The following is a 21,626-nucleotide window of genomic DNA, read 5'->3' on the forward strand; positions in this document are numbered from 1 at the left end:
CCTGCTGTGAGTGATCAGCGGGCGTAGTACTCGACGACGAGCTGCTCGTCGCAGATCACCGGGATCTCCTTGCGGTTGGGGTCCCGGTCGAGGCGGAACGCCAGCGCCTGGAGGTTGACCTGCAGGTAGCGCGGGGTCTCGCCGTCGGGGGCGTAGCCACCCTCACGGGCCACCTGGAAGGGGTGCTTCTCGCGGCTGCGCTCGCGGACCATCACGACGTCGCCGGGGCGGACGCGGAAGGACGGCTTGTCCACCTTGCGGTCGTTGACCGAGATGTGGCCGTGGACCACCATCTGGCGGGCCTGGTAGATGGTCCGGGCCAGGCCCGAACGCAGGACGAGCGCGTCCAGACGGCGCTCAAGCTCGACGATCAGGGCCTCGCCCGTCTTGCCTTCGACCTTCCGAGCGCGGTCGTAGGCACGGACCATCTGGCGCTCGCTGATGTCGTACTGAGCGCGCAGACGCTGCTTCTCCAGCAGTCGGACCTTGTAGTCACTGCTCTGCTTGCGGCCACGGCCGTGCTCGCCGGGCGGGTAGGGACGGGCCTCGAAGTACTTGACGGCCTTCGGCGTCAGCGCGATGCCGAGCGCACGGGACTTCTTGACCTTGGGACGCGACTGGTTCACGTGGAACGTTCCTCCATGTAAGTTAGGCGAGGCTTACCTTAGCGCGAGGAGAACGCATGTTTCGACCTGGGATCCCCCTGACCGGCGCGGATCGCACCGGGGCGGGTCAGCCGCGTCCCGCGGAAGACGCCCAGCGGCCCTCGGCGGCTGAGCGCGTACGAACTCTCGTCGAGTCCCATGGTATGGCGTCGCTGGACATCCCCGGAGTCGAGGATCCCGACGACAGCGGCCTCTCGGCCCCCGTCTGCCGGACCGTGACACCCGAAGGGGACGTGCTGTTGCTGGTTCCTGGGGACTCCGTCGCCGCCCGGTCCGCCGCACACGCCCAGGACGACGACCTCCCCGCCGTGATGGAGATCACGGATGTGGCGCCGGTCTCGGTGCCCCACCGGATCCGCGGCCGCGCCTGGGTCGCCGGCTGGCTCACCCCCGTGCGCAACGAGCAGCGCGCCCGGGCCGCGATGCTGCTCGCCGAGCGGCACCCGGTCGGCGAACTCCTGGGCATCGGCGAGGCGTTGGCCCCCGACCCGACCCCCGGTCAGTACGGCCGACCCGCCTGGATGCTGCTGCGTCTGGAGGTGGGCGAGGGCGCCGTGGACGACCTGTGGGGCGCGGAGCCCTTCGAGCCCGACGAGTTCGCCGCCGCGGCGCCCGACCCGCTGGTCGGGCACGAGGCGGAGCTGCTCCAACACCTGCACTCCGCCCACGCCGAGCAGGTGCGCGGGCTGTGCTCGCTGCTCGGCGAGCGCGGCGAGAGCTGCGGGGTGCGGGACCGCGCCGTCCCGGTCGGCCTGGACCGCTTCGGACTGCGGGTGCGCTTCAGCGACGGCGACCGGCGGACCTTCGACGCCCGCTTCGACTTCCCCGAGCCGGTGCGGGACATCGTCGAGCTGCGCCGGGCCATGCACGCGCTCTTCGAGGCCGCGGCGGACTGACCGCCGCCACGGCCCACCGTCCGCCGGGTCAGTCGCCGTTCTCGCCGCGCAGCCGGGCCCTGACCCGCTCGGCGACGTCGGCGTAGCGTGCCTCGGCGCCGTGCCGGGTGGGGGCGTAGTAGCGCGTGCCGTGCACCGCGTCGGGGGCGTACTGCTGGGCCGCGATGCCGCCCGGCAGGTCGTGCGGGTACTGGTAGCCCCGGCCGTGACCCAGCTTCTGGGCGCCCTGGTAGTGGCTGTCGCGCAGGTGCGCGGGCACCGGCCCGGCCTTGCCGGCGCGGACGTCCGCCAGCGCGGCGTCTATCGCCAGATACGCGGCATTGGACTTCGGCGCCAGGGCGAGCGCGATGGTGGCCTGGCTCAGCGTGATCCGGGCCTCGGGGAAACCGATCAGCGCCACCGCCTGGGCCGCGGCCACCGCGGTCTGCAACGCCGTCGGATCGGCCAACCCGATGTCCTCGCTGGCCGAGATCATCAGCCGGCGGGCGATGAACCGCGGGTCCTCCCCGGCCTCGATCATCCGCGCCAGGTAGTGCAGCGCGGCGTCCACGTCGGAGCCGCGGATCGACTTGATCAGCGCGCTGGCGACGTCGTAGTGCTGGTCGCCGGCCCGGTCGTACTTCACCGCCGCACGGTCGACCGACTCCTCCAACGTCCGCAGGGTGATCTCCTGCTCCCCCTTGGCCAGCGCCGAACCGGCGCCCGCCTCCAGGGCCGTCAGCGCCCGCCGGGCGTCCCCGCCCGCGATCCGCAGCAGGTGCGCCTCGGTGTCCTCGGGGAGGGTGACCGCCCCGCCCAGACCGCGCTCGTCGGTGAGCGCCCGGCGCATCAGGCCGCGCAGGTCGTCGTCGGTGAGTGGTTCAAGGGTCAGCAGCAGCGAGCGGGAGAGCAGCGGGGAGATCACCGAGAAGTACGGGTTCTCGGTCGTGGCGGCGATCAGGGTCACCCAGCGGTTCTCCACCGCGGGCAGCAGGGAGTCCTGCTGGGCCTTGCTGAAGCGGTGGATCTCGTCCAGGAAGAGGACCGTCTCCTTGCCGTAGCCGCCCGAGGCGCGGCGGGCGCCGTCGATGACCGCCCGGACCTCCTTGACCCCGGCCGTGATCGCGGAGAGCTCCACAAAGCGCTTGTTGGTCGCCTGGCTGACGACGTACGCCAGGGTGGTCTTCCCGATGCCCGGCGGCCCCCACAGGAACACCGAGGACGGCCCCGCCGGCCCCCCGGCCCCCTCCCCCACCAACCGCCGCAGCGGCGATCCGGGCTTGAGCAGGTGCTGCTGCCCCACGACTTCGTCGAGGGTGCGCGGGCGCATGCGCACGGCGAGCGGGGACCCCGCGGGGTCCTTCTCCTGACGGGCTTCTGCGGCGGCGGTGAACAGGTCGGGCTCCACGTCTACGGAGCCTATGCCACCCCACTGACAACGCCCCGACCGCCGGGGTACGGCGGTCGGGGCGAGGGGCTGTTGCGGACGGGTCCGGGACGCTCCCGGAGGGCCGGTCAGATCAGGCTGCTCCAGTACGACCACCAGCGGGTCAGGATCAGCAGCGCGATCACGCCGTACCAGAGCACCGGGACCACCCAGTGGAACTCCACCACCGCGTCCCGCAGCCCGCGGGGCGCCGGCAGGATGCCGTGCTTGACGTTGTGCACCGTGGTGTACCAGAACATCGCGATGGTGACGCACCAGGTCAGCGTGCACCACAGGCACAGCGCGTTGATCGAGTACAGCGACTGGGACATCAGCCACATGCAGAAGACCGCGGCCAGCAGCGTGCCCACGTTGAGGCCGAGCCAGTACCAGCGGCGGAAGCGGGCGCCGGCCAGCAGCGCCATCCCGACCGCGACGACGACGCCGAAGCCGACCAGGCCGGCCCACGGGTTCGGGAAGCCGAAGACCTCCGCCTGCTTGCTCTGCATCACGCTGCCGCAGGAGATGATCGGGTTGAAGCTGCAGGCGGGCTTGAAGTTCGGGTCCTTCAGCAGCTCCAGCTTGTCCAGGCTGATGATCCAGGCGGCCAGCAGACCCAACGCGCCGGTGATCACCAGGAGCACGGCGTAGCCGCGACCCGAGCCGGTGGTCCCCGCCGCGCTCGCGCGGTCGTCGTCGGTGGACACGTCGTCAAGCGCTGTCGTCGTCATATGGCCGTTTCCGTCGGTCCCGTGGGGAGAGGATCCCGGCCGGCGGTCCCGGCCGCGTCCTTCATTGTGCCGCACCTGTCTGTGAGACCAGGGTGCCGAGCGCGGATCCGGGGTGATTCCGCGTGCCCGGCATTGACGCGGGGGCCCGGACGGCGCGCTGCCGTCCGGGCCCCCGGGTGCGTACGGGTACGGGTCAGCCGAGCGCCCGGCGGACCTCCTCGACCACCGCGTCCAGCGCGACCGGGGTCTGCTCACCGCTCTGCAGGTCCTTGAGCTGGACCAGGCCCTCGGCCAGGTCCCGCTCGCCGGCCACCAACGCCAGCCGCGCACCGGAGCGGTTGGCGGACTTCATGGCGTTCTTCAGGCCCTTGCCGCCGAACGCGAAGTCGGTGGCGACGCCGGCCCGGCGCAGCTCGGTGACCTTGCCGAACAGCACCCGGCGGGCCTCCTCGCCGAGCGGCACGGCGTAGACGGAGGTGACGGCCGGGATGTCGAGGGTGACGCCCTCGGCCTCCAGGGCCAGCACCGTGCGGTCGACGCCCAGCGCCCAGCCGACGGACGGCAGCTCGGGGCCGCCGATCATCTCGGAGAGGCCGTCGTAGCGGCCGCCGCCGCCCACCGCGGACTGCGAGCCCAGGCCGTCGTGGACGAACTCGAAGGTGGTGCGGGTGTAGTAGTCCAGGCCGCGGACCAGCTTCGGGTCGTCCTCGAAGGCCACGCCCGCCGCGGCCAGCAGCTCGCGCACCTGCTCGTGGTACGTCTTGCACGCCTCGCAGAGGTAGTCGCGCAGCATCGGCGCGCCGATCAGCTGCTCCTGGACCGCCTCGCGCTTGTCGTCCAGCACCCGCAGCGGGTTGATCTCGATCCGGCGGCGGGTGTCCTCGTCCAACTCCAGCCCGCGCAGGAAGTCCTGGAGCGCGGCGCGGTAGACGGGACGGCACTCCTTGTCGCCCAGCGAGTTCAGCAGGATCCGGAAGTCGCGCAGCCCCAGCGAGCGGTACGCCTGGTGCGCCAGGATGATCAACTCGGCGTCCAGCGCCGGGTCCTCGGCACCGATCGCCTCGGCACCGACCTGCGAGAAGTGCCGGTAACGGCCCTTCTGCGGGCGCTCGTAGCGGTAGTACGAGCCGGAGTACCAGAGCTTGACGGGGAGGTTGCCGCCCTTGTGGAGGTTGGCCTCCAGCGCGGCGCGCAGCACGGACGCGGTGCCCTCGGGGCGCAGCGCCAGCTTGTCGCCGCCCTTGGTCTCGAAGGCGTACATCTCCTTGGTGACGATGTCGGTGGACTCACCGACACCGCGGGCGAACAGCTCGACGTTCTCGAAGCCGGGCGTCTCGATGTAGCCGTAGCCGGAGTTCCTCAGCGGTGCGGCGATCGCCTCGCGCACCGCGAGGTACGTCGCGGAGTTCGGCGGGATCAGGTCGTAGGTGCCCTTGGGTGCCTGAAAGGTGCTCACGGAAGGTTCTCGTCACATTCCTCGTCGCGGAGCGGCGGTCTGCGTGCCGTCTCCGAGGCCGGCGGCCACCTGCCGGAGGAAGGGGTTGGTGGCGCGTTCGCGGCCGATGGTGGTCTGGGGGCCGTGGCCGGAGAGGACCACGGTCGAGTCGTCCAGCGGGAGGCATACGCGCTCCAGCGACCGGAGGATCTCGGCGTGGTCGCCGCCGGGCAGGTCGGTGCGTCCGATGGAGCCGGCGAACAACAGGTCGCCCGAGAACAAGACCGGCGGAACGTCGGCCTGTTCGGGCATCCGGAAGGTCACCGACCCCTTGGTATGGCCCGGTGCGTGCGCGACCGAGAACTCCATCCCGGCCAGTTCCAGGGCGCTGCCATCGGCCAGCTCCTTGACGTCGTCCGGCTCGCCCACCGTCAGCTCGCCCATGAGCTGCTGCCCGATGGAGCGGCCCAGGGCCTTCTCCGGGTCGCTCATCATGTAGCGGTCCTCGGGGTGGATCCAGGCGGGGACGTCGTGCGCACCGCACACCGGGACGACCGACGCGACATGGTCGAGGTGGCCGTGGGTGAGGATGACCGCGACGGGCTTGAGCCGATGCTTCCTGAGCGCGTCCTCGACGCCGGGGGCCGCCTGGTGGCCCGGGTCGATGATCACGCACTCCTCGCCGGCGGCGGGGGCGACCAAGTAGCAGTTGGTCCCCCAGGCCCCGGCGGGGAACCCGGCAATCAGCACGTTCGTCCTTAAAGATCGGCGGGGGGGCGGGCCTGCGGGACCGCGCCCGGAACATCTCGGCAGCTCCAGAGCCTACCGGCGCGACTCCCGCCAGGGCGAACCCGTATACGGTACGGCCACGGCCGTGACCCATCGGACAGGCCCCAGGGGCAACGATCGACGCTCAGGACAAGGAGACGACCGGTGGCCAGCAAGGACCAGCGGCGGCGCCAGCTCGCCCGGCAGAAGTACACGCGCCAGCAGCAGCGACGGACCGACAGCACGCGGCGGACCAAGCGGCGCAACATGGTCGTCGCCGGCGTCGTGGCCGTCGCGCTGGCCGCCGGCGTCACCGCGTACGCCTCCGCCTCGCTGATCGGCGGCGACCGCAAGGACGCGTCCGACCAGGCCGCCGCCAGCCCCTCCCCGACCGCCGCCGACCCGTGCGCCCGGCCCGCCGAGGGCAGCCCGTCGGCGAAGACCTGGTCGAAGGAGCCGGCGATGACGGTCGACGCCTCGGCCACCTACACCGCGGAGTTGGCCACCACCTGCGGGCGGATCACCTTCGCCATGGACGCCGGCAAGACCCCGCACACCGTCAACTCCTTCGCCTTCCTTGCCGGTCAGGGCTACTTCGACCACAGCCGCTGCCACCGCCTCGTCGACTCGGGGATCTACGTCCTGCAGTGCGGCGACCCGAAGGGCACCGGCCAGGGCACCCCCGGCTACACGCTCCCCGACGAGAACCTCAAGGACCCCCGGATCAAGGGCAGTGTGTATCCGGCGGGCACGGTCGCGATGGCCAACCGCTACGACGGCCAGGACCCCAAGACCCGTAATTCCGGGGGCAGTCAGTTCTTCCTCGTCTACAAGGACAGCCAGCTGCCCCCGAATTACACGCCGTTCGGCCGGATCACCGGCGGGATGGACGTGCTGAAGAAGATCGCCGCCGCCGGTTCGCACCCCGATCCGGCCACCGGCAACACCGCTCCCAACGCCACGGTCGTCATCAACGGGGCGTCGGTCAGGAAATCCTGACCGGCGCGGGGGCCGGCGCGGGGGCGGGTGCCGTCCGTCCCCATCTGGAACTTCGGTCGTGCTGGATGCGGACAGCCGACCGCCGGTCGCCTAGATTGGCGTTGTGTAGGGTGCCTGCTCCGACGGCCTGCCACCCTCACCGCAATTCAGCCCGTCGGACCGGTCGGGGCGCTGCCCCGCCGGACAGAAACTGTGGACGATGCCGGGGGCCACAGCCCGCGTCGGCATCATGTGGAGGAGGCGCTGTGAGCAGCGACCCATGGGGCCGCGTCGATGAGACGGGGACCGTGTACGTGCGTACCGCCGACGGCGAGCAGGTCGTCGGATCGTGGCAGGCGGGCACTCCAGAGGAGGCCCTGGCCTACTTCGAGCGCAAGTATGAGGGCCTGGTCGTCGAGATCGGCCTCCTGGAGCGGCGGGTCAAGACCACCGACCTCTCGGCGAAGGACGCCCAGGCCGCCATCGACCACCTGCGCCAGCAGGTCGACGAGCACCACGCGGTGGGCGATCTGGAGGCGCTGAGCAAGCGGCTGGACGGGCTGGTGAGCACGGTCGAGTCGCGGCGCGAGGAACGTCGGGCGGCGAAGGCCCGGCAGACCGACGAGGCGCGGCAGTCCAAGGAGAAGCTGGTCGCCGAGGCCGAGGAGCTGGCGGCCAGCGAGCAGTGGCGGGCCGCCGGCGAGCGGCTGCGGGCACTGGTGGACACCTGGAAGGGGCTGCCCCGGCTGGACCGCAAGACCGACGACGAGCTGTGGCACCGCTTCTCGCACGCCCGGTCGGCGTTCTCCAAGCGGCGCAAGGCGCACTTCGCCTCGTTGGACGCGCAGCGCGAGGAGGCCCGCAAGGCCAAGGAGAAGCTGGTCGCCGAGGCCGAGTCGCTCTCCGGCTCCACGGACTGGGGCGCCACCGCGGCCCGTTACCGCGAGCTGATGCAGGACTGGAAGGCCGCCGGCCGCGCCCAGCGCGAGCACGAGGACGACCTGTGGAACCGCTTCCGCGGCGCCCAGGACGTCTTCTTCCAGGCCCGCAGCGAGGTCTTCGCGGAGCGCGACGCCGAGCAGCGGGAGAACCTGACCCGCAAGGAGGAGCTGGCCGCCGAGGCGGAGAAGCTGCTCCCGGTCACCGACCTGAAGGCGGCCCGGTCCGCGTTCCGGGCGATCAACGAGCGGTGGGAGGCCATCGGCCACGTGCCGCGGGACGCCCGCCCCAAGATCGAGGGCCGGATGCACACCGTCGAGCGGGCCATCCAGGACGCCGAGGAGGCGGAGTGGCGGCGGACCAACCCCGAGGCGCGGGCCCGCGCCGCGGGGCTGACCGGCCAGCTCCAGGACGCCGTCGACAAGCTCCAGAAGCAGATCGACACCGCCCGGGCGGCCGGCAACACCGCCAAGGCGGACAAGCTCGGCCGCGAGCTGGAGGGCCGCAAGGCCCTGCTCGACCAGGCCCTGAAGGGGCTTGAGGAGTTCGGCGGCTGACGCCTGTCGGACGCGCGAAGGCCCGGTACGGACGATCCGTACCGGGCCTTTCCCGTGCGGGTTCGCTCAGGGCCGGCGCGCCGAGGTCACCCGGTACACGTCGTAGACCCCTTCGACGCCGCGGACGGCCTTCAGGACGTGGCCCAGGTGCTTGGGGTCACCCATCTCGAAGGTGAAGCGCGAGGTGGCGACCCGGTCGCGGGAGGTCTGCACGGCCGCGGAGAGGATGTTGACGTGCTGGTCCGAGAGGACCCGGGTGACGTCCGACAGCAGCCGGGAGCGGTCCAGCGCCTCCACCTGGATGGCGACGAGGAAGACCGACGACTGGGTCGGCGCCCACTCGACCTCCAGGATCCGCTCGGGCTGCCGGGAGAGCGAGTCCACGTTGACGCAGTCGGCGCGGTGCACCGAGACGCCGCTGCCGCGGGTGACGAACCCGATGATGGGGTCGCCCGGCACCGGCGTACAACAGCGGGCCAGCTTGACCCACACGTCGTCCACGCCCTTGACGACCACGCCCGGGTCCGCGCTCGTCCGGCGCTTGGAACGCGGCCGGATCGGCGTCGACTCGGCGATGTCCTCGGTGGCCTCGTCCTGCCCGCCGAGCGCCTGCACCAGCTTCTGGACGACGCCCTGCGCGGCGACATGGCCCTCGCCGATGGCGGCGTAGAGCGAGGAGATGTCCGGGTAGCGCATCTCGTGCGCCAGGGTGACCAGGGAGTCGCCGGTCAGGATCCGCTGGATCGGCAGGTTCTGCTTGCGCATCGCGCGGGCGATGGCGTCCTTGCCCTGCTCGATGGCCTCGTCGCGGCGCTCCTTGGAGAACCACGCGCGGATCTTGTTGCGGGCCCGCGGGGACTTCACGAAGCTCAGCCAGTCGCGGGACGGGCCCGCGCCGGCCGCCTTGGAGGTGAAGACCTCCACCAAGTCGCCGTTGTCCAGGGTCGATTCGAGCGGGACGAGGCGTCCGTTGACCCGCGCCCCTATCGTGCGGTGGCCGACCTCGGTGTGCACCGCGTAGGCGAAGTCGACCGGGGTGGCGCCGGCCGGCAGCGCTATCACGTCGCCCTTGGGCGTGAAGACGAAGACCTCGTTGCGCGAGAGGTCGAAGCGCAGCGACTCCAGGAACTCGCCCGGGTCCTCGGTCTCCTTCTGCCAGTCCAGCAACTGCCGCAGCCAGGCCATGTCGTTGACGGTGTCCTGGCCGGCGCCCTTGCCGGTGCCCTTGGGCGCGTCGGTGCGCACCTTGGAGGCGCCGGCGACCGCCTCCTGCTTGTACTTCCAGTGCGCGGCGATGCCGTACTCGGCGCGGCGGTGCATGTCGAAGGTGCGGATCTGGAGCTCGACGGGCTTGCCGTTGGGGCCGATCACCGTCGTGTGCAGCGACTGGTACATGTTGAACTTGGGCATCGCGATGTAGTCCTTGAACCGGCCGGGGACCGGGTTCCATCGCGCGTGGATGGTGCCGAGGGCGGCGTAGCAGTCCCGGACGGTGTCGACGAGGACGCGGATGCCCACCAGGTCGTAGATCTCGGCGAAGTCGCGGCCGCGCACGATCATCTTTTGGTAGACGCTGTAGTAGTGCTTGGGGCGGCCGGTGACGGTGGCCTTGATGCGGGCGGCGCGGAGGTCGGCCTGGACCTCGTCGGTCACTATCGCGAGGTACTCGTCCCGTTTGGGCGCGCGCTCGGCGACCAGCCGGACGATCTCGTCGTACATCTTGGGGTAGAGGATCGCGAACGCGAGGTCCTCCAGCTCCCACTTGATGGTGTTCATGCCCAGCCGGTGCGCCAGCGGGGCGTAGATCTCCAGCGTCTCGCGGGCCTTCTTCTCCTGCTTCTCCCGCTTGAGGTAACGCATGGTGCGCATGTTGTGCAGCCGGTCGGCGAGCTTGATGACCAGCACCCGCGGGTCCTTGGCCATCGCCACGACCATCTTGCGGACCGTCTCGGCCTGCGCGGCCTCGCCGAACTTGACCTTGTCCAGCTTGGTGACGCCGTCGACGAGCAGCGCGACCTGGTCGCCGAAGTCCCGGCGCAGGGTGTCCAGGCCGTACTCGGTGTCCTCGACGGTGTCGTGCAGCAGCCCCGCCATCAGCGTCGCCGGGTCCATGCCGAGCTCGGCGAGGATGGTGGTGACCGCGAGCGGGTGGGTGATGTACGGGTCGCCGCTCTTGCGCTTCTGGCCGCGATGCCAGCGCTCGGCGACCTGGTAGGCCCGCTCGACCTGGCGCAGCGTCGCCGTCTCGATCTTCGGGTCGTTGCTGCGGACCGCCCGCAGCAGCGGCTCCAGGACCGGGTTGTACGGGCTGGAACGCTGGACGCCGAGGCGGGCCAGGCGGGCCCGGACGCGGTTGGGCGAGCCGGAGCGGCCGGCCGTGGCGGTCGGCAGCGGCTTGGCCGTCGCCGGGGGCGAGGCGGGGGCCGGACGGGAACGGCCGGCGGGGGCGACGGGCGCGGCGGTGCCCTCGGCCGCGGTCTGCCGCTCGGGCTTCGACGCGTCGGGGGAAACCGCGGACTGCGGCTTCGGCTCGTCCGGGCGCACGGCGGGGGTCCCCGTCGGACGCGGTCCGGGGGAGAGCGGCTGGGCCTCGTCTGGCAAGGGCACTCCTCAGGCGGGTTCGGACCCCAGGGCCTCGAAGCGGCCGGGGTGCCATGGTATCGAGCCCATGGCCACGGCCGCCGCGCGGCCGCGGGTCCGGTACCTGACACAGCAGCGGGGGCACCCGGAATGTTCCGGATGCCCCCGCTTGTCGCCACGGGTGCCGGCCGCCCGGCCGGCGGCGGCTCAGACCGTGATCAGGGCCTCCAGCGGAGCGCCCTTCAGGCCCGGCTCCAGCCGCTGCCGCCCGGCCAGGAAGCCGAGCTCCAGCAGCACGGCCACGCCCGCCACCTCGGCGCCGGCCCGACGGATCAACTGGAGCGAGGCGTCAGCGGTGCCGCCGGTGGCCAGCACGTCGTCGATCACCAGGACCCGGTCACCGGGCGCCAGCGCATCGGCGTGCACCTCGATCTCGGCGGTGCCGTACTCCAGGTCGTACGCCTGGCCCAGCGTCGCGCCGGGCAGCTTGCCGGCCTTGCGGACCGGGACGAAGCCCACCCCGGCGGCCACCGCGACCGGCGCCGCGAGGATGAAGCCGCGGGCCTCCAGGCCCACCACCTTGTCGACCCGGAAGCGCTCGCACAGATCAACGAAGGCGCTGGTCAGGGCGCGGAACGCGAGCGGGTCGGCGAGCAGCGGGGTGATGTCCTTGAACATCACGCCCGGCTTCGGGTAGTCCGGGACGTCCGCGATCCGGTCCAGGAGCAGCTCGCGCAGCTCGGTGGGGGCGCTCATCGACGCCTCCCCGAGGGACGGCCGCGGCCGCGGTTGCGGGACGCGGGCTGGGAGCGCTGGCCGACCACCGCGGCGCCCTCGTCCTCGTCGCCGTCCTCGGCCACCGCCTCGTCCGACTGGTCCTCCTCGCGGGCCGCCTCCTTGGTGGCGGCCGAGGCGCGCTTGGCGGCGACCCGCTTGGCCAGCGCCTTCATCTGCGGCTCGCCGTTCTTCAGGTCGGCGACCAGCGGGGTCGCGATGAAGATCGACGAGTAGGCACCGGCGGCCAGACCCACGAACAGGGCCAGCGAGATGTCGTTGAGCATGCCCGCGCCCAGCACGCCACCGCCGACGAACAGCAGACCGGCGACCGGGAGCAGCGCCACGACCGTGGTGTTGATCGAGCGCACCAGGGTGCTGTTGATGCTGCGGTTGGCGATCTCGCTGTAGGTGAAGCGGGACTGCTTGGTGATGTCCTTGGAGGATTCCTTGAGGCTGTCGAAGACGACGACGGTGTCGTAGAGCGAGTAACCGAGGATCGTCAGCAGACCGATGACCGTGCCCGGGGTGACCTCGAAGCCGATCAGGGCGTAGACGCCGACCGTGATCGTCAGGTCGTGGATCAGCGCGACCAGCGCGGCGACCGCCATCCGCCACTCGAAGGCGACGGCGAGGTAGAGCACCACGAGGACCATGAAGATCCCCAGGCCCAGCCACGCCTTGTTGGCGATCTGCTCACCCCAACTCGGGCCGACCAACTGGGTGTTGACGTCCTTGACCGGGACCTTGAGGTCCTTGGCGATCTCCTCCTGGACGGGCACCGCCTGCTTGGTGTCCAGACCGCTGATCTGGATCCGCAGGGCGCCGCCGCCCAGTTGCTGCACCAGGGCCTGGTGGCCGGGGGCGGCCGACTCGGCGTGGTGCTGGGCCTCGGTGGTGGAGACCGAGGTCTTCGGGGTGGTGAAGACCGCACCGCCGGAGAACTCGATGCCGAAGTTCAGACCGCGCACCGCCAGGCCGACGATGGCCGTGATGGTGATGAGGATCGAGACGCCGTACCAGATCATCCGCTTGCCGATGAAGTCGTAGCCGACCTCACCGCGGTAGAGCCGGGCGCCGAGATTGCCGAGCTTGGACATCTCACGCCTCCTTCGTCTGGGTGGGGGCGGTGCGACGACGGCGCAGCGGCGGCCGGGCGCCCAGGCGCTTGGGGTCGAGGCCGGACCACGGGTGCCCCGAGGCGAAGAACTTCCGCTGTGCCAACAGCGTCATCAGGGGCTTGGTGAAGAGGAAGACCACGACCACGTCGAGCACGGTGGTCAGGCCCAGCGTGAACGCGAAGCCCTGCACCTTGCCGACGGTGACGATGAACAGCACCGCCGCGGCCAGGAACGACACGAAGTCGGAGACCAGGATCGTGCGGCGGGCCCGCGGCCAGCCGCGCTCGACGGCCGGGCGCAGCGTGCGGCCCTCGCGGATCTCGTCCCGGATGCGCTCGAAGTAGACGATGAACGAGTCGGCGGTGATGCCGATGGCGACGATGGCGCCGCAGACCGCCGGGAGGTTCAGCGCGAACCCGATGGTCGGGCCGAGTAGCGTCATGATCGTGTACGTCAGGACCGCCGAGACGCCCAGGCTCGCCAGCGCGACCAGCGCCAGCCCCCGGTAGTAGGCGACCAGGTAGACGACGACCAGCGCGAGGCCGATGGCACCGGCGATCAGACCCGCACGCAACTGCTCGCCGCCGAGCGCCGCGGTGACCGTGGTCTCGTCGTCGATCTTGAAGGAGAGCGGCAGGGCGCCGTACGACAGCATGTTGCTGAGGTCCTCGGCGGACTGCTGGGTGAAGCCGCCGGAGATGGTGGCGTTGCCGCCGTTGAGGCGCTCGCTGACGCGCGGGTCGGAGACGACCGAGCCGTCCAGCACGATCGCGAACTGGTTCTGCGGCTGCGTCTTGGCGGCCAGCTTGCCGGTGACGTCCGCGAACTTCTTGCCGCCGCCGGAGGTGAAGTCCATCTGGACGATCCAGCCCTGGCCCTGCTGGCTGTCGAAGACGGCCTTGGCGTCCTTGACGTCGGTGCCCTCGACACCGACCGGGCCGAGCACGTACTTCTGCGAACCGTCCTGCTTGCAGGCCACGACCGGGTCGGAGGGCTTGGTGCCGGCGGCCCGCTCGTTGGCCTGGGACAGGCTCTGCTTGGTGGAGCAGTCCAGCGCCGCGAACTGCTTCTGCAGCGCGGGCGGAATGTCCGCGCCACCGGGAGCGGGCGGCGTCGGCGGCGTGGAGGGCTTGTCCGACGCGGAGGCCGAGGGCGAGGCGGACGGCTTCTTCAGCGCGTCGGTGACCGCGCGGCCCTGGGTGGTGGAGCTGGCACTCGGCGACGGCGAGGAACCCTTGCCGCCGGTGGCCTTCTCGCCGCCCTTGCCGCTCTGGGAGGGGCTGGGCTTGGGCTCGGGCGTCTTGGCGCCCGCGGCGGTGGTCAGCACCGGCCGGAAGGCGAGCTGAGCGGTGGTGCCGACCTGCTGGCGGGCCTGCTTCGCGTCCGTCCCCTTGGGGATGTTCACGATGATGTGGCTGTTGCCCTGCGTCTGGACCTCGGCCTCGGACACACCCAGACCGTTGACCCGCCGCTCCATGATGCTGGCGGCGGTGTTCATGTTGGTCTCGTTGATCGCATTGGGTTTGCCCGGCTGGTTCTGCGCGGCCAGCGTGAAGCTGGTGCCGCCCGCCAGGTCGATGCCCAGCCGCGGGGTCAGATGGTTGGAGTAGAACATGCCTCCGACCAGCGCCGCCATCGCGATCAGGACCAGGATCAGGGTGCGCCCTGGATGCCCCTTGCTCGCGGGCGCCCTACGGCCCTTTTTCGGTGCTGCCACCTTGTCGATTCTCCCTGTCCAACCCCTCGGCCGGGGATGTCTGCCGAGCGGCCACGAAGTGTTGTGGGGACGTGCCCCCGCCGGAGCCTAGACCGTCCGGGAACCGCGGTGCGCCTGATCTGGGGGCGTGCCGCGGTCCCTCACTACGGAACGACTACTTCGCGTCAGCGCCGCCGGCCTTCTTGCCGTCCTTGGCGGCCTCGGCCTCGTCGGTGGACTCGTCGGCCTTCTTGGCCTCGGCGTCCTCGGCCTTCTCGGCGGGCTCGGCTTCCTTGTCGGCCTCGGCCTTGCCCAGGTCGATCTTGCCGGCCTCGGCACCCTTGTCGGCGGCCTCATCGGCGCTGGTCAACGACGAGACGTCGTCCGGGACGACCGGACGGTCCTCGCCGGAGATCGGGTCGGCGCCGTCCAGGATGCGGTTGAACTCCTCGTCCGCGAGCACCGCACCGATGGCGTTCTTTGCGTAGATGGCGTGCACGCCGGGGGCGACCTCCAGGAGGACGGTGTCCTCGTGGAGCTCCTTGACCGTGGCGTACATGCCGCCGATGGTCCGGACGCCGGTGCCGGGCTGCATCTCGTTGCGCATCTGCTGGGCCGCCTGCTGCTTCTTCTTGGCGGACCGCGTCATCAGGAACATGGCCCCGATGAGGACGATGAAGGGGAGGAGAGTCACGATACTCACGGGACGAAAATCCTTCGCACGACCGCTTCACCGCGGTCTCATATACAGGGGTGGAAATACCGTCCATACGGACGGCATCGGCGGAGTCTAAGCGAGTCCGCACCACAGGAACAACGCCCAGCATCGCACCGCAGTTCCTGACCGGGCGAGTCCCCGCGCCGTCATGCCTCGAACAGGCCGTGCTGTCCCGTTCCGCCAGCCTGCTGCGGCGGAACCAGCCCGAGGTGCGCCCAGGCCGCCGGAGTGGCGATCCGGCCGCGCGGCGTACGGGCCAGCAGTCCCTCCCGGACCAGGAACGGCTCGGCGACCTCCTCGACCGTCTCCCGCTCCTCCCCCACCGCGACCGCGAGGGTGGACAGCCCGACCGGGCCGCCGCCGAACAGCTTGAGCAGGGCGGTGAGCACCGCCCGGTCGAGCCGGTCCAGCCCCCGGCTGTCGACCTCGTAGACCCCCAGGGCCTGCGCGGCGACCTCGCGGGTGATCACGCCGTCCGCCTTGACCTGGGCGTAGTCGCGGACCCGGCGCAGCAGCCGGTTGGCGATCCGGGGCGTGCCGCGGGAGCGGCCGGCGATCTCGGCGGCGCCGTCGGGTTCTATCGCCACGTCCAGCAGGCTGGCGGAGCGGTGGATGACGCGCTCCAGCTCGGCCGGGGCGTAGAACTCCATGTGGCCGGTGAAGCCGAAGCGATCGCGCAGCGGCGGCGGCAGCAGACCGGCCCGGGTGGTGGCCCCGACCAGGGTGAACGGCGGGAGTTCCAGGGGGATGGCGGTGGCGCCCGGCCCCTTGCCGACGATCACGTCGACCCGGAAGTCCTCCATCGCCATGTAGAGCATCTCCTCGGCGGGCCGGGACATCCGGTGGATCTCGTCGAGGAAGAGGACCTCGCCCTCCTGGAGGGAGGAGAGGATCGCCGCCAGATCGCCGGCGTGCTGGATGGCCGGGCCGGAGGTGATCCGGATCGGGGCGCCCATCTCGGCCGCGATGATCATGGAGAGGGTGGTCTTGCCCAGGCCGGGGGCGCCGGAGAGCAGCACGTGGTCGGCGGTGGCGCCGCGGGCGCGGGCCGCCTTCAGCACCAGGTCGAGCTGCTCGCGGACCCGCTCCTGGCCGACGAACTCCGCCAGGTCCTTGGGCCGCAGCGCGGCCTCGACGGCGTTCTCCTCGCCGTCGGCGTCGGCCGCCACCAGCCGGTCGGCCGGGCCGCCGGCGGGCTCCTCGGCGGTGGACGGTGCGGTGTCGTCCCAGTTCACTGCGGATTGCCTCGCGGGGTCGGGGCGGTCGGGCCGCCTGCGTGGTCGTACGGTCGGGGGCGCGCGGCCGGGGCGGTCATCGGGCGCGGTTGAGGGTCTGCAGGGCCGCCTTGAGGAGCTGCGGCACCTGCGGGGTGGAGCCCGCGGCGGCGGCCGCCTCGGCCTGCGGGGCCACCGCGGCGACCGCCTCGTCGGCCTCCTTGGCGGCATACCCCAGGCCGACCAGCGCGGCCTGCAGCTGATCGCGCCAGCCGGCCGGCCCGGCCGCGGGCCCGGCGGCCGGACGGGCGCCGCCGACGGGCGTGCCGAGCCGGTCCTTCAGCTCCAACAGCAGCTTCTGGGCGCCCTTCTTGCCGATGCCCGGCACCGCCGTCAGCGCCTTCTCGTCGCCGGTGGACACCGCGAGCCGGAGCGCGTCCGGGGAGTGCACCGCGAGCATCGCCTGGGCCAGCCGCGGGCCGACGCCGCTGGCGGTCTGCAGCAGCTCGAAGGTCCCCCGCTCGTCGTCGTCGGCGAAGCCGTAGAGGGTCAGGGAGTCCTCGCGGACGACGAGGGAGGTGGCCAACTTGGCGCGCTCACCGAGCCGGAGGCCGGAGAGGGTGTTCGGCGTGCACTGGACGGCCATGCCGATGCCGCCGACCTCGACGACGGCGCTGTCCGGTGCGAGGGCCGCGACCGGGCCGGTGACAAAGGCGATCATCGGGTGCCCTTCAGCGTGCGAGCGGGAACGGGGGTGCGGCGGGCCGCGGCCTGGGCCTGGGCCTGCTGGAGGCGGTTGACCGCGGGGGCGCGCCAGATGTGGCAGATGGCCAGGGCGAGGGCGTCGGCGGCGTCGGCCGGCTTCGGCGGGGCGGACAGCCGCAGCAGCCGCGTCACCATCGCGCCGACCTGCGCCTTGTCGGCCCGTCCTGAGCCGGTGACCGCGGCCTTGACCTCGCTGGGGGTGTGCAGCGCGACCGGCAGCCCGCGGCGGGCGGCGCACAGCATCGCGACCGCACTGGCCTGGGCGGTGCCCATGACCGTACGGACGTTGTGCTGGCTGAAAACCCGTTCCACGGCGACGCGTTCGGGCCGGTGCTCGTCGAGCCACTCGTCTATGCCGCGCTCGATCAGCACCAGACGCCGTGCGACGTCCGCGTCCGCCGGGGTGCGCACCACGCCGACGCCGACCATGGTCAACGGCCGTCCGGCCACCCCGTCGACCACGCCGACCCCGCAGCGCGTCAGCCCCGGGTCCACCCCCAGCACCTTCATCGGCCCGCCCCTCGCCGTCGTTCGGTCGTCTGTTCCTGACGTTCTTGCAGGTTAGTAGCTGCCACTGACAAGCCGACGGGCCGGCGGGGTGTGTCCCCGCCGGCCCGTCGTACGATCGGTCAGTGCGCGCCCGTCAGTGGTCGACCCTGGCCATGACGTCGTCCGGCACGTCGTTGCGGTCCTCGCCCCGCGGCAGCCGGACGCCCTGCGCACCAGGTCAGTCGATGGAGGCCATGACGTTGTCCGGCACGTCGAAGTTGGCGAAGACGTTCTGCACGTCGTCGCTGTCCTCCAGCGCGTCGATCAGCTTGAAGATCTTGCGCGCGCCCTCTTCCTCCAGCTCGACCTGCATGGTCGGGACGAAGTTGGCCTCGGCCGAGTCGTAGTCGATGCCGGCCTCCTGGAGCGCGGTGCGCACCGCGACCAGGTCGGTGGCCTCGCTGAGCACCTCGAAGGACTCACCGAGGTCGTTGACCTCCTCCGCACCGGCGTCCAGGACCGCGCCCAGGACGTCGTCCTCGGCCAGCTCGCCCTTGGGGACGATCACCACGCCCTTGCGGTTGAAGAGGTAGGACACCGAGCCCGGGTCGGCCATCGAGCCGCCGTTGCGGGTCATCGCGACGCGGACGTCGGAGGCGGCGCGGTTCCGGTTGTCGGTGAGGCACTCGATGAGGACCGCGACACCGTTGGGGCCGTAGCCCTCGTACATGATCGTCTCGTAGTCGGCGCCACCGGCTTCGAGACCGCCACCGCGCTTGATCGCGGAGTCGATGTTCTTGTTCGGGACCGACTGCTTCTTCGCCTTCTGGACGGCGTCGTAGAGCGTCGGGTTACCTTCCAGGTCGACGCCGCCCATCCGCGCCGCGACCTCGATGTTCTTGATCAGCTTCGCGAAGAGCTTGCCGCGCTTGGCATCGATCACGGCCTTCTTGTGCTTCGTCGTAGCCCATTTAGAGTGGCCGGACATCCGCCTGTCTCCTTCGCGTAACCAAGTTCAGAAACGATCGCCCCAGATCCTACCGGGCGACGCGGCGGTCTCCCGACCTCCGCCCGTCACGGGACGCTCAGTCGCGGCCCTCCGTGAGGACGGCACGCACCATGTCCACGAACAGCGCGTGGATGCGGTGGTCGCCGGTCAACTCCGGATGGAACGACGTGGCGAGGACGTTACCCTGCCGCACGGCCACCGTATGTCCACCGTACGTCGCCAGGACATCGGCCGAGGCGCCGACCGACTCGACCCACGGGGCCCGGATGAAGACGCCCTCCACGGGGCCGCCGTCGATCCCGGCGACCTCGACGGCCGCCTCGAACGACTCGTTCTGCCGCCCGAAGGCGTTACGGCGCACGATCATGTCGATGCCGCCGAGCGTCTCCTGGTCCTCCCGGCCGTCCAGCAGCTTGTCCGCGACCATGATCATGCCGGCGCAGGTGCCGTAGACCGGCCGGCCCGCGCGGACGAACGCGCGCAGCGGCTCCAACATGCCGAACGCGACCGCCAGTTTGGACATGGTGGTGGACTCGCCGCCCGGAATCACCAGGCCGTCGACCTCGTCGAGTTCCTCGGGACGGCGTACCGGACGCGCCGTGGAGCCGGCGTCCGCGAGCGCCTTCAGATGCTCGCGGACGTCGCCCTGGAGCGCCAGCACACCGATGGTGGGAGTGGTGCTCATGTCGTCTCTGCGTCCTTACCAGCCGCGGTTGGCGTAGCGCTCGGCCTCGGGGAGGGTGTCGCAGTTGATGCCGACCATGGCCTCGCCCAGGTTGCGGGACACCTCCGCGATGACCTTGGGGTCGTCGTAGAAGGTGGTGGCCTTGACGATCGCGGCGGCGCGCTTGGCCGGGTCGCCGGACTTGAAGATGCCGGAGCCGACGAAGACGCCCTCGGCACCGAGCTGGCGCATCAGGGCGGCGTCGGCCGGGGTGGCGACGCCACCGGCGGAGAACAGCACGACCGGCAGCTTGCCCAGCTCGGCGACCTCCTTGACCAGCTCGAACGGGGCGCGCAGCTCCTTGGCGGCGGCGTACAGCTCGTTGTTGTCGCAGCCGCGCAGCTTGGCGATCTCGCCCTTGATCTGGCGCAGGTGACGGACCGCCTCGACGACGTTGCCGGTGCCGGCCTCGCCCTTGGAGCGGATCATCGCGGCGCCCTCGGCAATACGGCGCAGGGCCTCGCCCAGGTTGGTGGCACCACAGACGAACGGAGTGGTGAAGGCCCACTTGTCGGAGTGGTTGACCTCGTCGGCCGGGGTGAGGACCTCGGACTCGTCGATGTAGTCGACGCCGAGCGACTGGAGGACCTGGGCCTCGACGAAGTGGCCGATCCGGGACTTGGCCATGACCGGGATGGACACCGCGTTGATGATGCCGTCGATCATGTCGGGGTCGGACATGCGGGCCACGCCGCCGTCCTTGCGGATGTCGGCCGGGACCCGTTCCAGGGCCATGACGGCGACCGCACCGGCGTCCTCGGCGATCTTCGCCTCTTCCGGCGTGACGACGTCCATGATCACGCCGCCCTTGAGCTGCTCGGCCATGCCGCGCTTGACGCGCGCGGTTCCGGTCTCGGGGTTCTGGGGCGTGGTGGGCGTGCTGGACACGATGACCTCACTCAGTGCGGGTGGTTGTGCTTCGCACCCACACAACCGTTGGCGAGGTGCCCGGGGAAAGGGCCAATTACAGGTCAGTGGCTTGCGGCGCCGGCCGTCACACCAACCGGAGGCGCTGCTTCCGCCGGGGCGGTCAGGCGCCGGAACGGTCGTCCAGGACAGCCGGCGGCTGATCGTCCATCTCGAAGGCCATCGGGAACGGGGCGTGCCCCGCCAGCCGCAGATACCGCACCACCCGGTGGCGGCGCACCGCCCGCGCGGCCCGTACGGCGTCGTTGTGGAACCGCCGCGCCATCGGGACCCGCCGCACCGCCGCCGTCAGCTCCGCCACCGTGTGCTCCCCGCCCGGGGCCTCCCGCACCGCCTCCAACTGCGCCTCGTCCTCGAAGACGGCCCGCAACGCCTGGCTGAGCTCGCTCTCCGCGACCTCCCGGTGGTCCTCCGACGCCTGCCGGGCCTCGTGCGCGGCCTGGTAGAGCACGATCGACGCGGCCGGATCCAACACCCCCGAGGTCCCCACCTCCTGCGCGACCGACGCCCGCCGCAACAACTGCGCGTCCAACGCCGCCCGCGCCGCGTCGATGCGCGCGTGCAGCCGGTCCAACCGCCCCGCCGTCCAACTCAGATAGACCCCGACGAGGACGATGGCAACGGCGATCCAGATAAACGTGGTTGTCACGCGGGGTTACGTTACCCGTCCGCTGCGCTTGGCTGGCTTCCCACGTTGTTGGCTGTCCCGCCGTGGGGGTTGGTGCCCTTCGCGCCTGCGGCGCGGGCCGGTCCGCCGCCCGTCCGCCGCCCGTCCGCTGCGCGGGGCGGTGCCGCTGCGCGGGGCGAGCCGATGGGTCCGCTGCCGGTCCGCTGCGCGGGGCGGGTCGAGTTGTCCGCTGCGCGGGGCTGTCGGGGTGCGGTGACGGGCCTTCGGGGGCGGCATGCCAGACTGCTTCGCTTTACGTCTGGCCTACCACCCCCGAAGACCCGCCCCCTCCCGTTGAGGGGTGGAATTTCTCTGGGCGGCGGCTGGCCATTGTGGTCCCCTGACGGTCACTGCCCGGCCGCTGGGGCCACCTGCCCTCTAACGGTCACCACTCAACCCAGCAGCCCGAGTTGACCCACCGGGAGGACGTGCCAACCACCGTTTTCACCCACCCTCAACGGGAGGGGACGGGCCGGAGGGGTGGGGGGGGCCCCCCGCAACCCCACCCCGCCGGGCCCCCCCCCCCCCCCGCCCCGCCCCCCCCCCCCACCCCCCCCCCCCCCCCCAA

20 protein-coding genes are annotated in these 21,626 nt (G+C 71.4%); 3 read left to right on the forward strand and 17 right to left on the reverse strand.

Annotated elements, in window-relative coordinates:
• Positions 1–14 precede the first annotated feature (14 nt).
• On the reverse strand, positions 15–626 hold the full coding sequence (rpsD, locus tag ACIQU6_RS27550; RefSeq protein WP_403484364.1) for a 30S ribosomal protein S4: 612 nt from the start codon (positions 624–626) through the stop codon (positions 15–17).
• 182 nt (positions 627–808) lie between these two features.
• Here rpsD and ACIQU6_RS27555 point away from each other — a divergent pair, with 182 nt between their 5' ends.
• Positions 809–1,561 (forward strand): DUF2470 domain-containing protein, encoded by a 753-nt coding sequence (locus tag ACIQU6_RS27555; protein WP_403484365.1) that lies wholly within the window; start codon positions 809–811, stop codon positions 1,559–1,561.
• A gap of 28 nt (positions 1,562–1,589) precedes the next feature.
• Here ACIQU6_RS27555 and ACIQU6_RS27560 read toward each other — a convergent pair whose 3' ends face one another.
• The 4 genes from ACIQU6_RS27560 to ACIQU6_RS27575 all read right to left on the reverse strand — a co-directional run bounded on the left by ACIQU6_RS27560 (position 1,590) and on the right by ACIQU6_RS27575 (position 5,882).
• Positions 1,590–2,948, reverse strand: a complete 1,359-nt coding sequence (locus ACIQU6_RS27560) for a replication-associated recombination protein A (RefSeq protein WP_403484366.1) — start codon at positions 2,946–2,948, stop codon at positions 1,590–1,592.
• Between the two features lie 107 nt (positions 2,949–3,055).
• Positions 3,056–3,697, reverse strand: a complete 642-nt coding sequence (locus ACIQU6_RS27565) for a vitamin K epoxide reductase family protein (protein WP_403484367.1) — start codon at positions 3,695–3,697, stop codon at positions 3,056–3,058.
• Positions 3,698–3,890: 193 nt separating this feature from the next.
• Positions 3,891–5,153 carry a histidine--tRNA ligase gene (hisS, locus tag ACIQU6_RS27570; protein ID WP_403484368.1) on the reverse strand — a complete coding sequence of 421 codons (1,263 nt, stop codon included), beginning with the start codon at positions 5,151–5,153 and terminating at the stop codon, positions 3,891–3,893.
• Positions 5,154–5,165: 12 nt separating this feature from the next.
• Positions 5,166–5,882, reverse strand: a complete 717-nt coding sequence (locus ACIQU6_RS27575; protein WP_376565110.1) for an MBL fold metallo-hydrolase — start codon at positions 5,880–5,882, stop codon at positions 5,166–5,168.
• Between the two features lie 183 nt (positions 5,883–6,065).
• Here ACIQU6_RS27575 and ACIQU6_RS27580 point away from each other — a divergent pair, with 183 nt between their 5' ends.
• Positions 6,066–6,899 (forward strand): peptidylprolyl isomerase, encoded by an 834-nt coding sequence (locus ACIQU6_RS27580; RefSeq protein ID WP_403484369.1) that lies wholly within the window; start codon positions 6,066–6,068, stop codon positions 6,897–6,899.
• Between the two features lie 245 nt (positions 6,900–7,144).
• Complete coding sequence (locus ACIQU6_RS27585) at positions 7,145–8,374, forward strand: DUF349 domain-containing protein (RefSeq protein WP_403484370.1); 1,230 nt, start codon at positions 7,145–7,147, stop codon at positions 8,372–8,374.
• A 66-nt stretch (positions 8,375–8,440) separates the two neighbouring features.
• Here ACIQU6_RS27585 and ACIQU6_RS27590 read toward each other — a convergent pair whose 3' ends face one another.
• The 12 genes from ACIQU6_RS27590 to ACIQU6_RS27645 all read right to left on the reverse strand — a co-directional run bounded on the left by ACIQU6_RS27590 (position 8,441) and on the right by ACIQU6_RS27645 (position 21,040).
• Positions 8,441–10,975 carry a RelA/SpoT family protein gene (locus ACIQU6_RS27590; protein ID WP_403484371.1) on the reverse strand — a complete coding sequence of 845 codons (2,535 nt, stop codon included), beginning with the start codon at positions 10,973–10,975 and terminating at the stop codon, positions 8,441–8,443.
• Between the two features lie 186 nt (positions 10,976–11,161).
• The gene (locus ACIQU6_RS27595) at positions 11,162–11,710 is read right to left on the reverse strand and encodes an adenine phosphoribosyltransferase (RefSeq protein ID WP_403484372.1); all 549 of its coding nucleotides are present in this window, start codon (positions 11,708–11,710) and stop codon (positions 11,162–11,164) included.
• A complete protein-coding gene (secF, locus tag ACIQU6_RS27600) occupies positions 11,707–12,828 on the reverse strand; it encodes a protein translocase subunit SecF (RefSeq protein WP_403484373.1) in 1,122 nt (373 codons plus the stop codon). Before secF ends, ACIQU6_RS27595 begins: the two co-directional genes overlap by 4 nt.
• A 1-nt stretch (position 12,829) precedes the next feature.
• Positions 12,830–14,566: a protein translocase subunit SecD gene (secD, locus tag ACIQU6_RS27605; RefSeq protein ID WP_403484374.1), complete on the reverse strand. Its 1,737-nt coding sequence runs from the start codon at positions 14,564–14,566 to the stop codon at positions 12,830–12,832.
• Positions 14,567–14,720: 154 nt separating this feature from the next.
• The gene (yajC, locus tag ACIQU6_RS27610) at positions 14,721–15,248 is read right to left on the reverse strand and encodes a preprotein translocase subunit YajC (RefSeq protein WP_403484375.1); all 528 of its coding nucleotides are present in this window, start codon (positions 15,246–15,248) and stop codon (positions 14,721–14,723) included.
• Between the two features lie 161 nt (positions 15,249–15,409).
• Positions 15,410–16,498 carry a Holliday junction branch migration DNA helicase RuvB gene (gene ruvB / locus ACIQU6_RS27615; protein WP_403484376.1) on the reverse strand — a complete coding sequence of 363 codons (1,089 nt, stop codon included), beginning with the start codon at positions 16,496–16,498 and terminating at the stop codon, positions 15,410–15,412.
• Between the two features lie 76 nt (positions 16,499–16,574).
• Complete coding sequence (gene ruvA / locus ACIQU6_RS27620; RefSeq protein ID WP_403484377.1) at positions 16,575–17,198, reverse strand: Holliday junction branch migration protein RuvA; 624 nt, start codon at positions 17,196–17,198, stop codon at positions 16,575–16,577.
• The gene (gene ruvC / locus ACIQU6_RS27625) at positions 17,195–17,752 is read right to left on the reverse strand and encodes a crossover junction endodeoxyribonuclease RuvC (protein ID WP_403484378.1); all 558 of its coding nucleotides are present in this window, start codon (positions 17,750–17,752) and stop codon (positions 17,195–17,197) included. The genes ruvA and ruvC overlap by 4 nt, the downstream gene beginning before the upstream one ends.
• 217 nt (positions 17,753–17,969) lie before the next feature.
• On the reverse strand, positions 17,970–18,719 hold the full coding sequence (locus ACIQU6_RS27630; protein ID WP_403484379.1) for a YebC/PmpR family DNA-binding transcriptional regulator: 750 nt from the start codon (positions 18,717–18,719) through the stop codon (positions 17,970–17,972).
• A 97-nt stretch (positions 18,720–18,816) separates the two neighbouring features.
• Positions 18,817–19,425, reverse strand: a complete 609-nt coding sequence (pdxT, locus tag ACIQU6_RS27635; RefSeq protein ID WP_403484380.1) for a pyridoxal 5'-phosphate synthase glutaminase subunit PdxT — start codon at positions 19,423–19,425, stop codon at positions 18,817–18,819.
• A gap of 15 nt (positions 19,426–19,440) precedes the next feature.
• Positions 19,441–20,352 (reverse strand): pyridoxal 5'-phosphate synthase lyase subunit PdxS, encoded by a 912-nt coding sequence (gene pdxS / locus ACIQU6_RS27640; protein WP_274917013.1) that lies wholly within the window; start codon positions 20,350–20,352, stop codon positions 19,441–19,443.
• Between the two features lie 142 nt (positions 20,353–20,494).
• A complete protein-coding gene (locus ACIQU6_RS27645) occupies positions 20,495–21,040 on the reverse strand; it encodes a hypothetical protein (protein WP_403484381.1) in 546 nt (181 codons plus the stop codon).
• Between the last annotated feature and the right edge of the window lie 586 nt (positions 21,041–21,626).

It is taken from the genome of Streptomyces sp. NPDC090442 (assembly GCF_044769405.1).
Classification (GTDB): Bacteria; Actinomycetota; Actinomycetes; order Streptomycetales; family Streptomycetaceae; genus Streptomyces.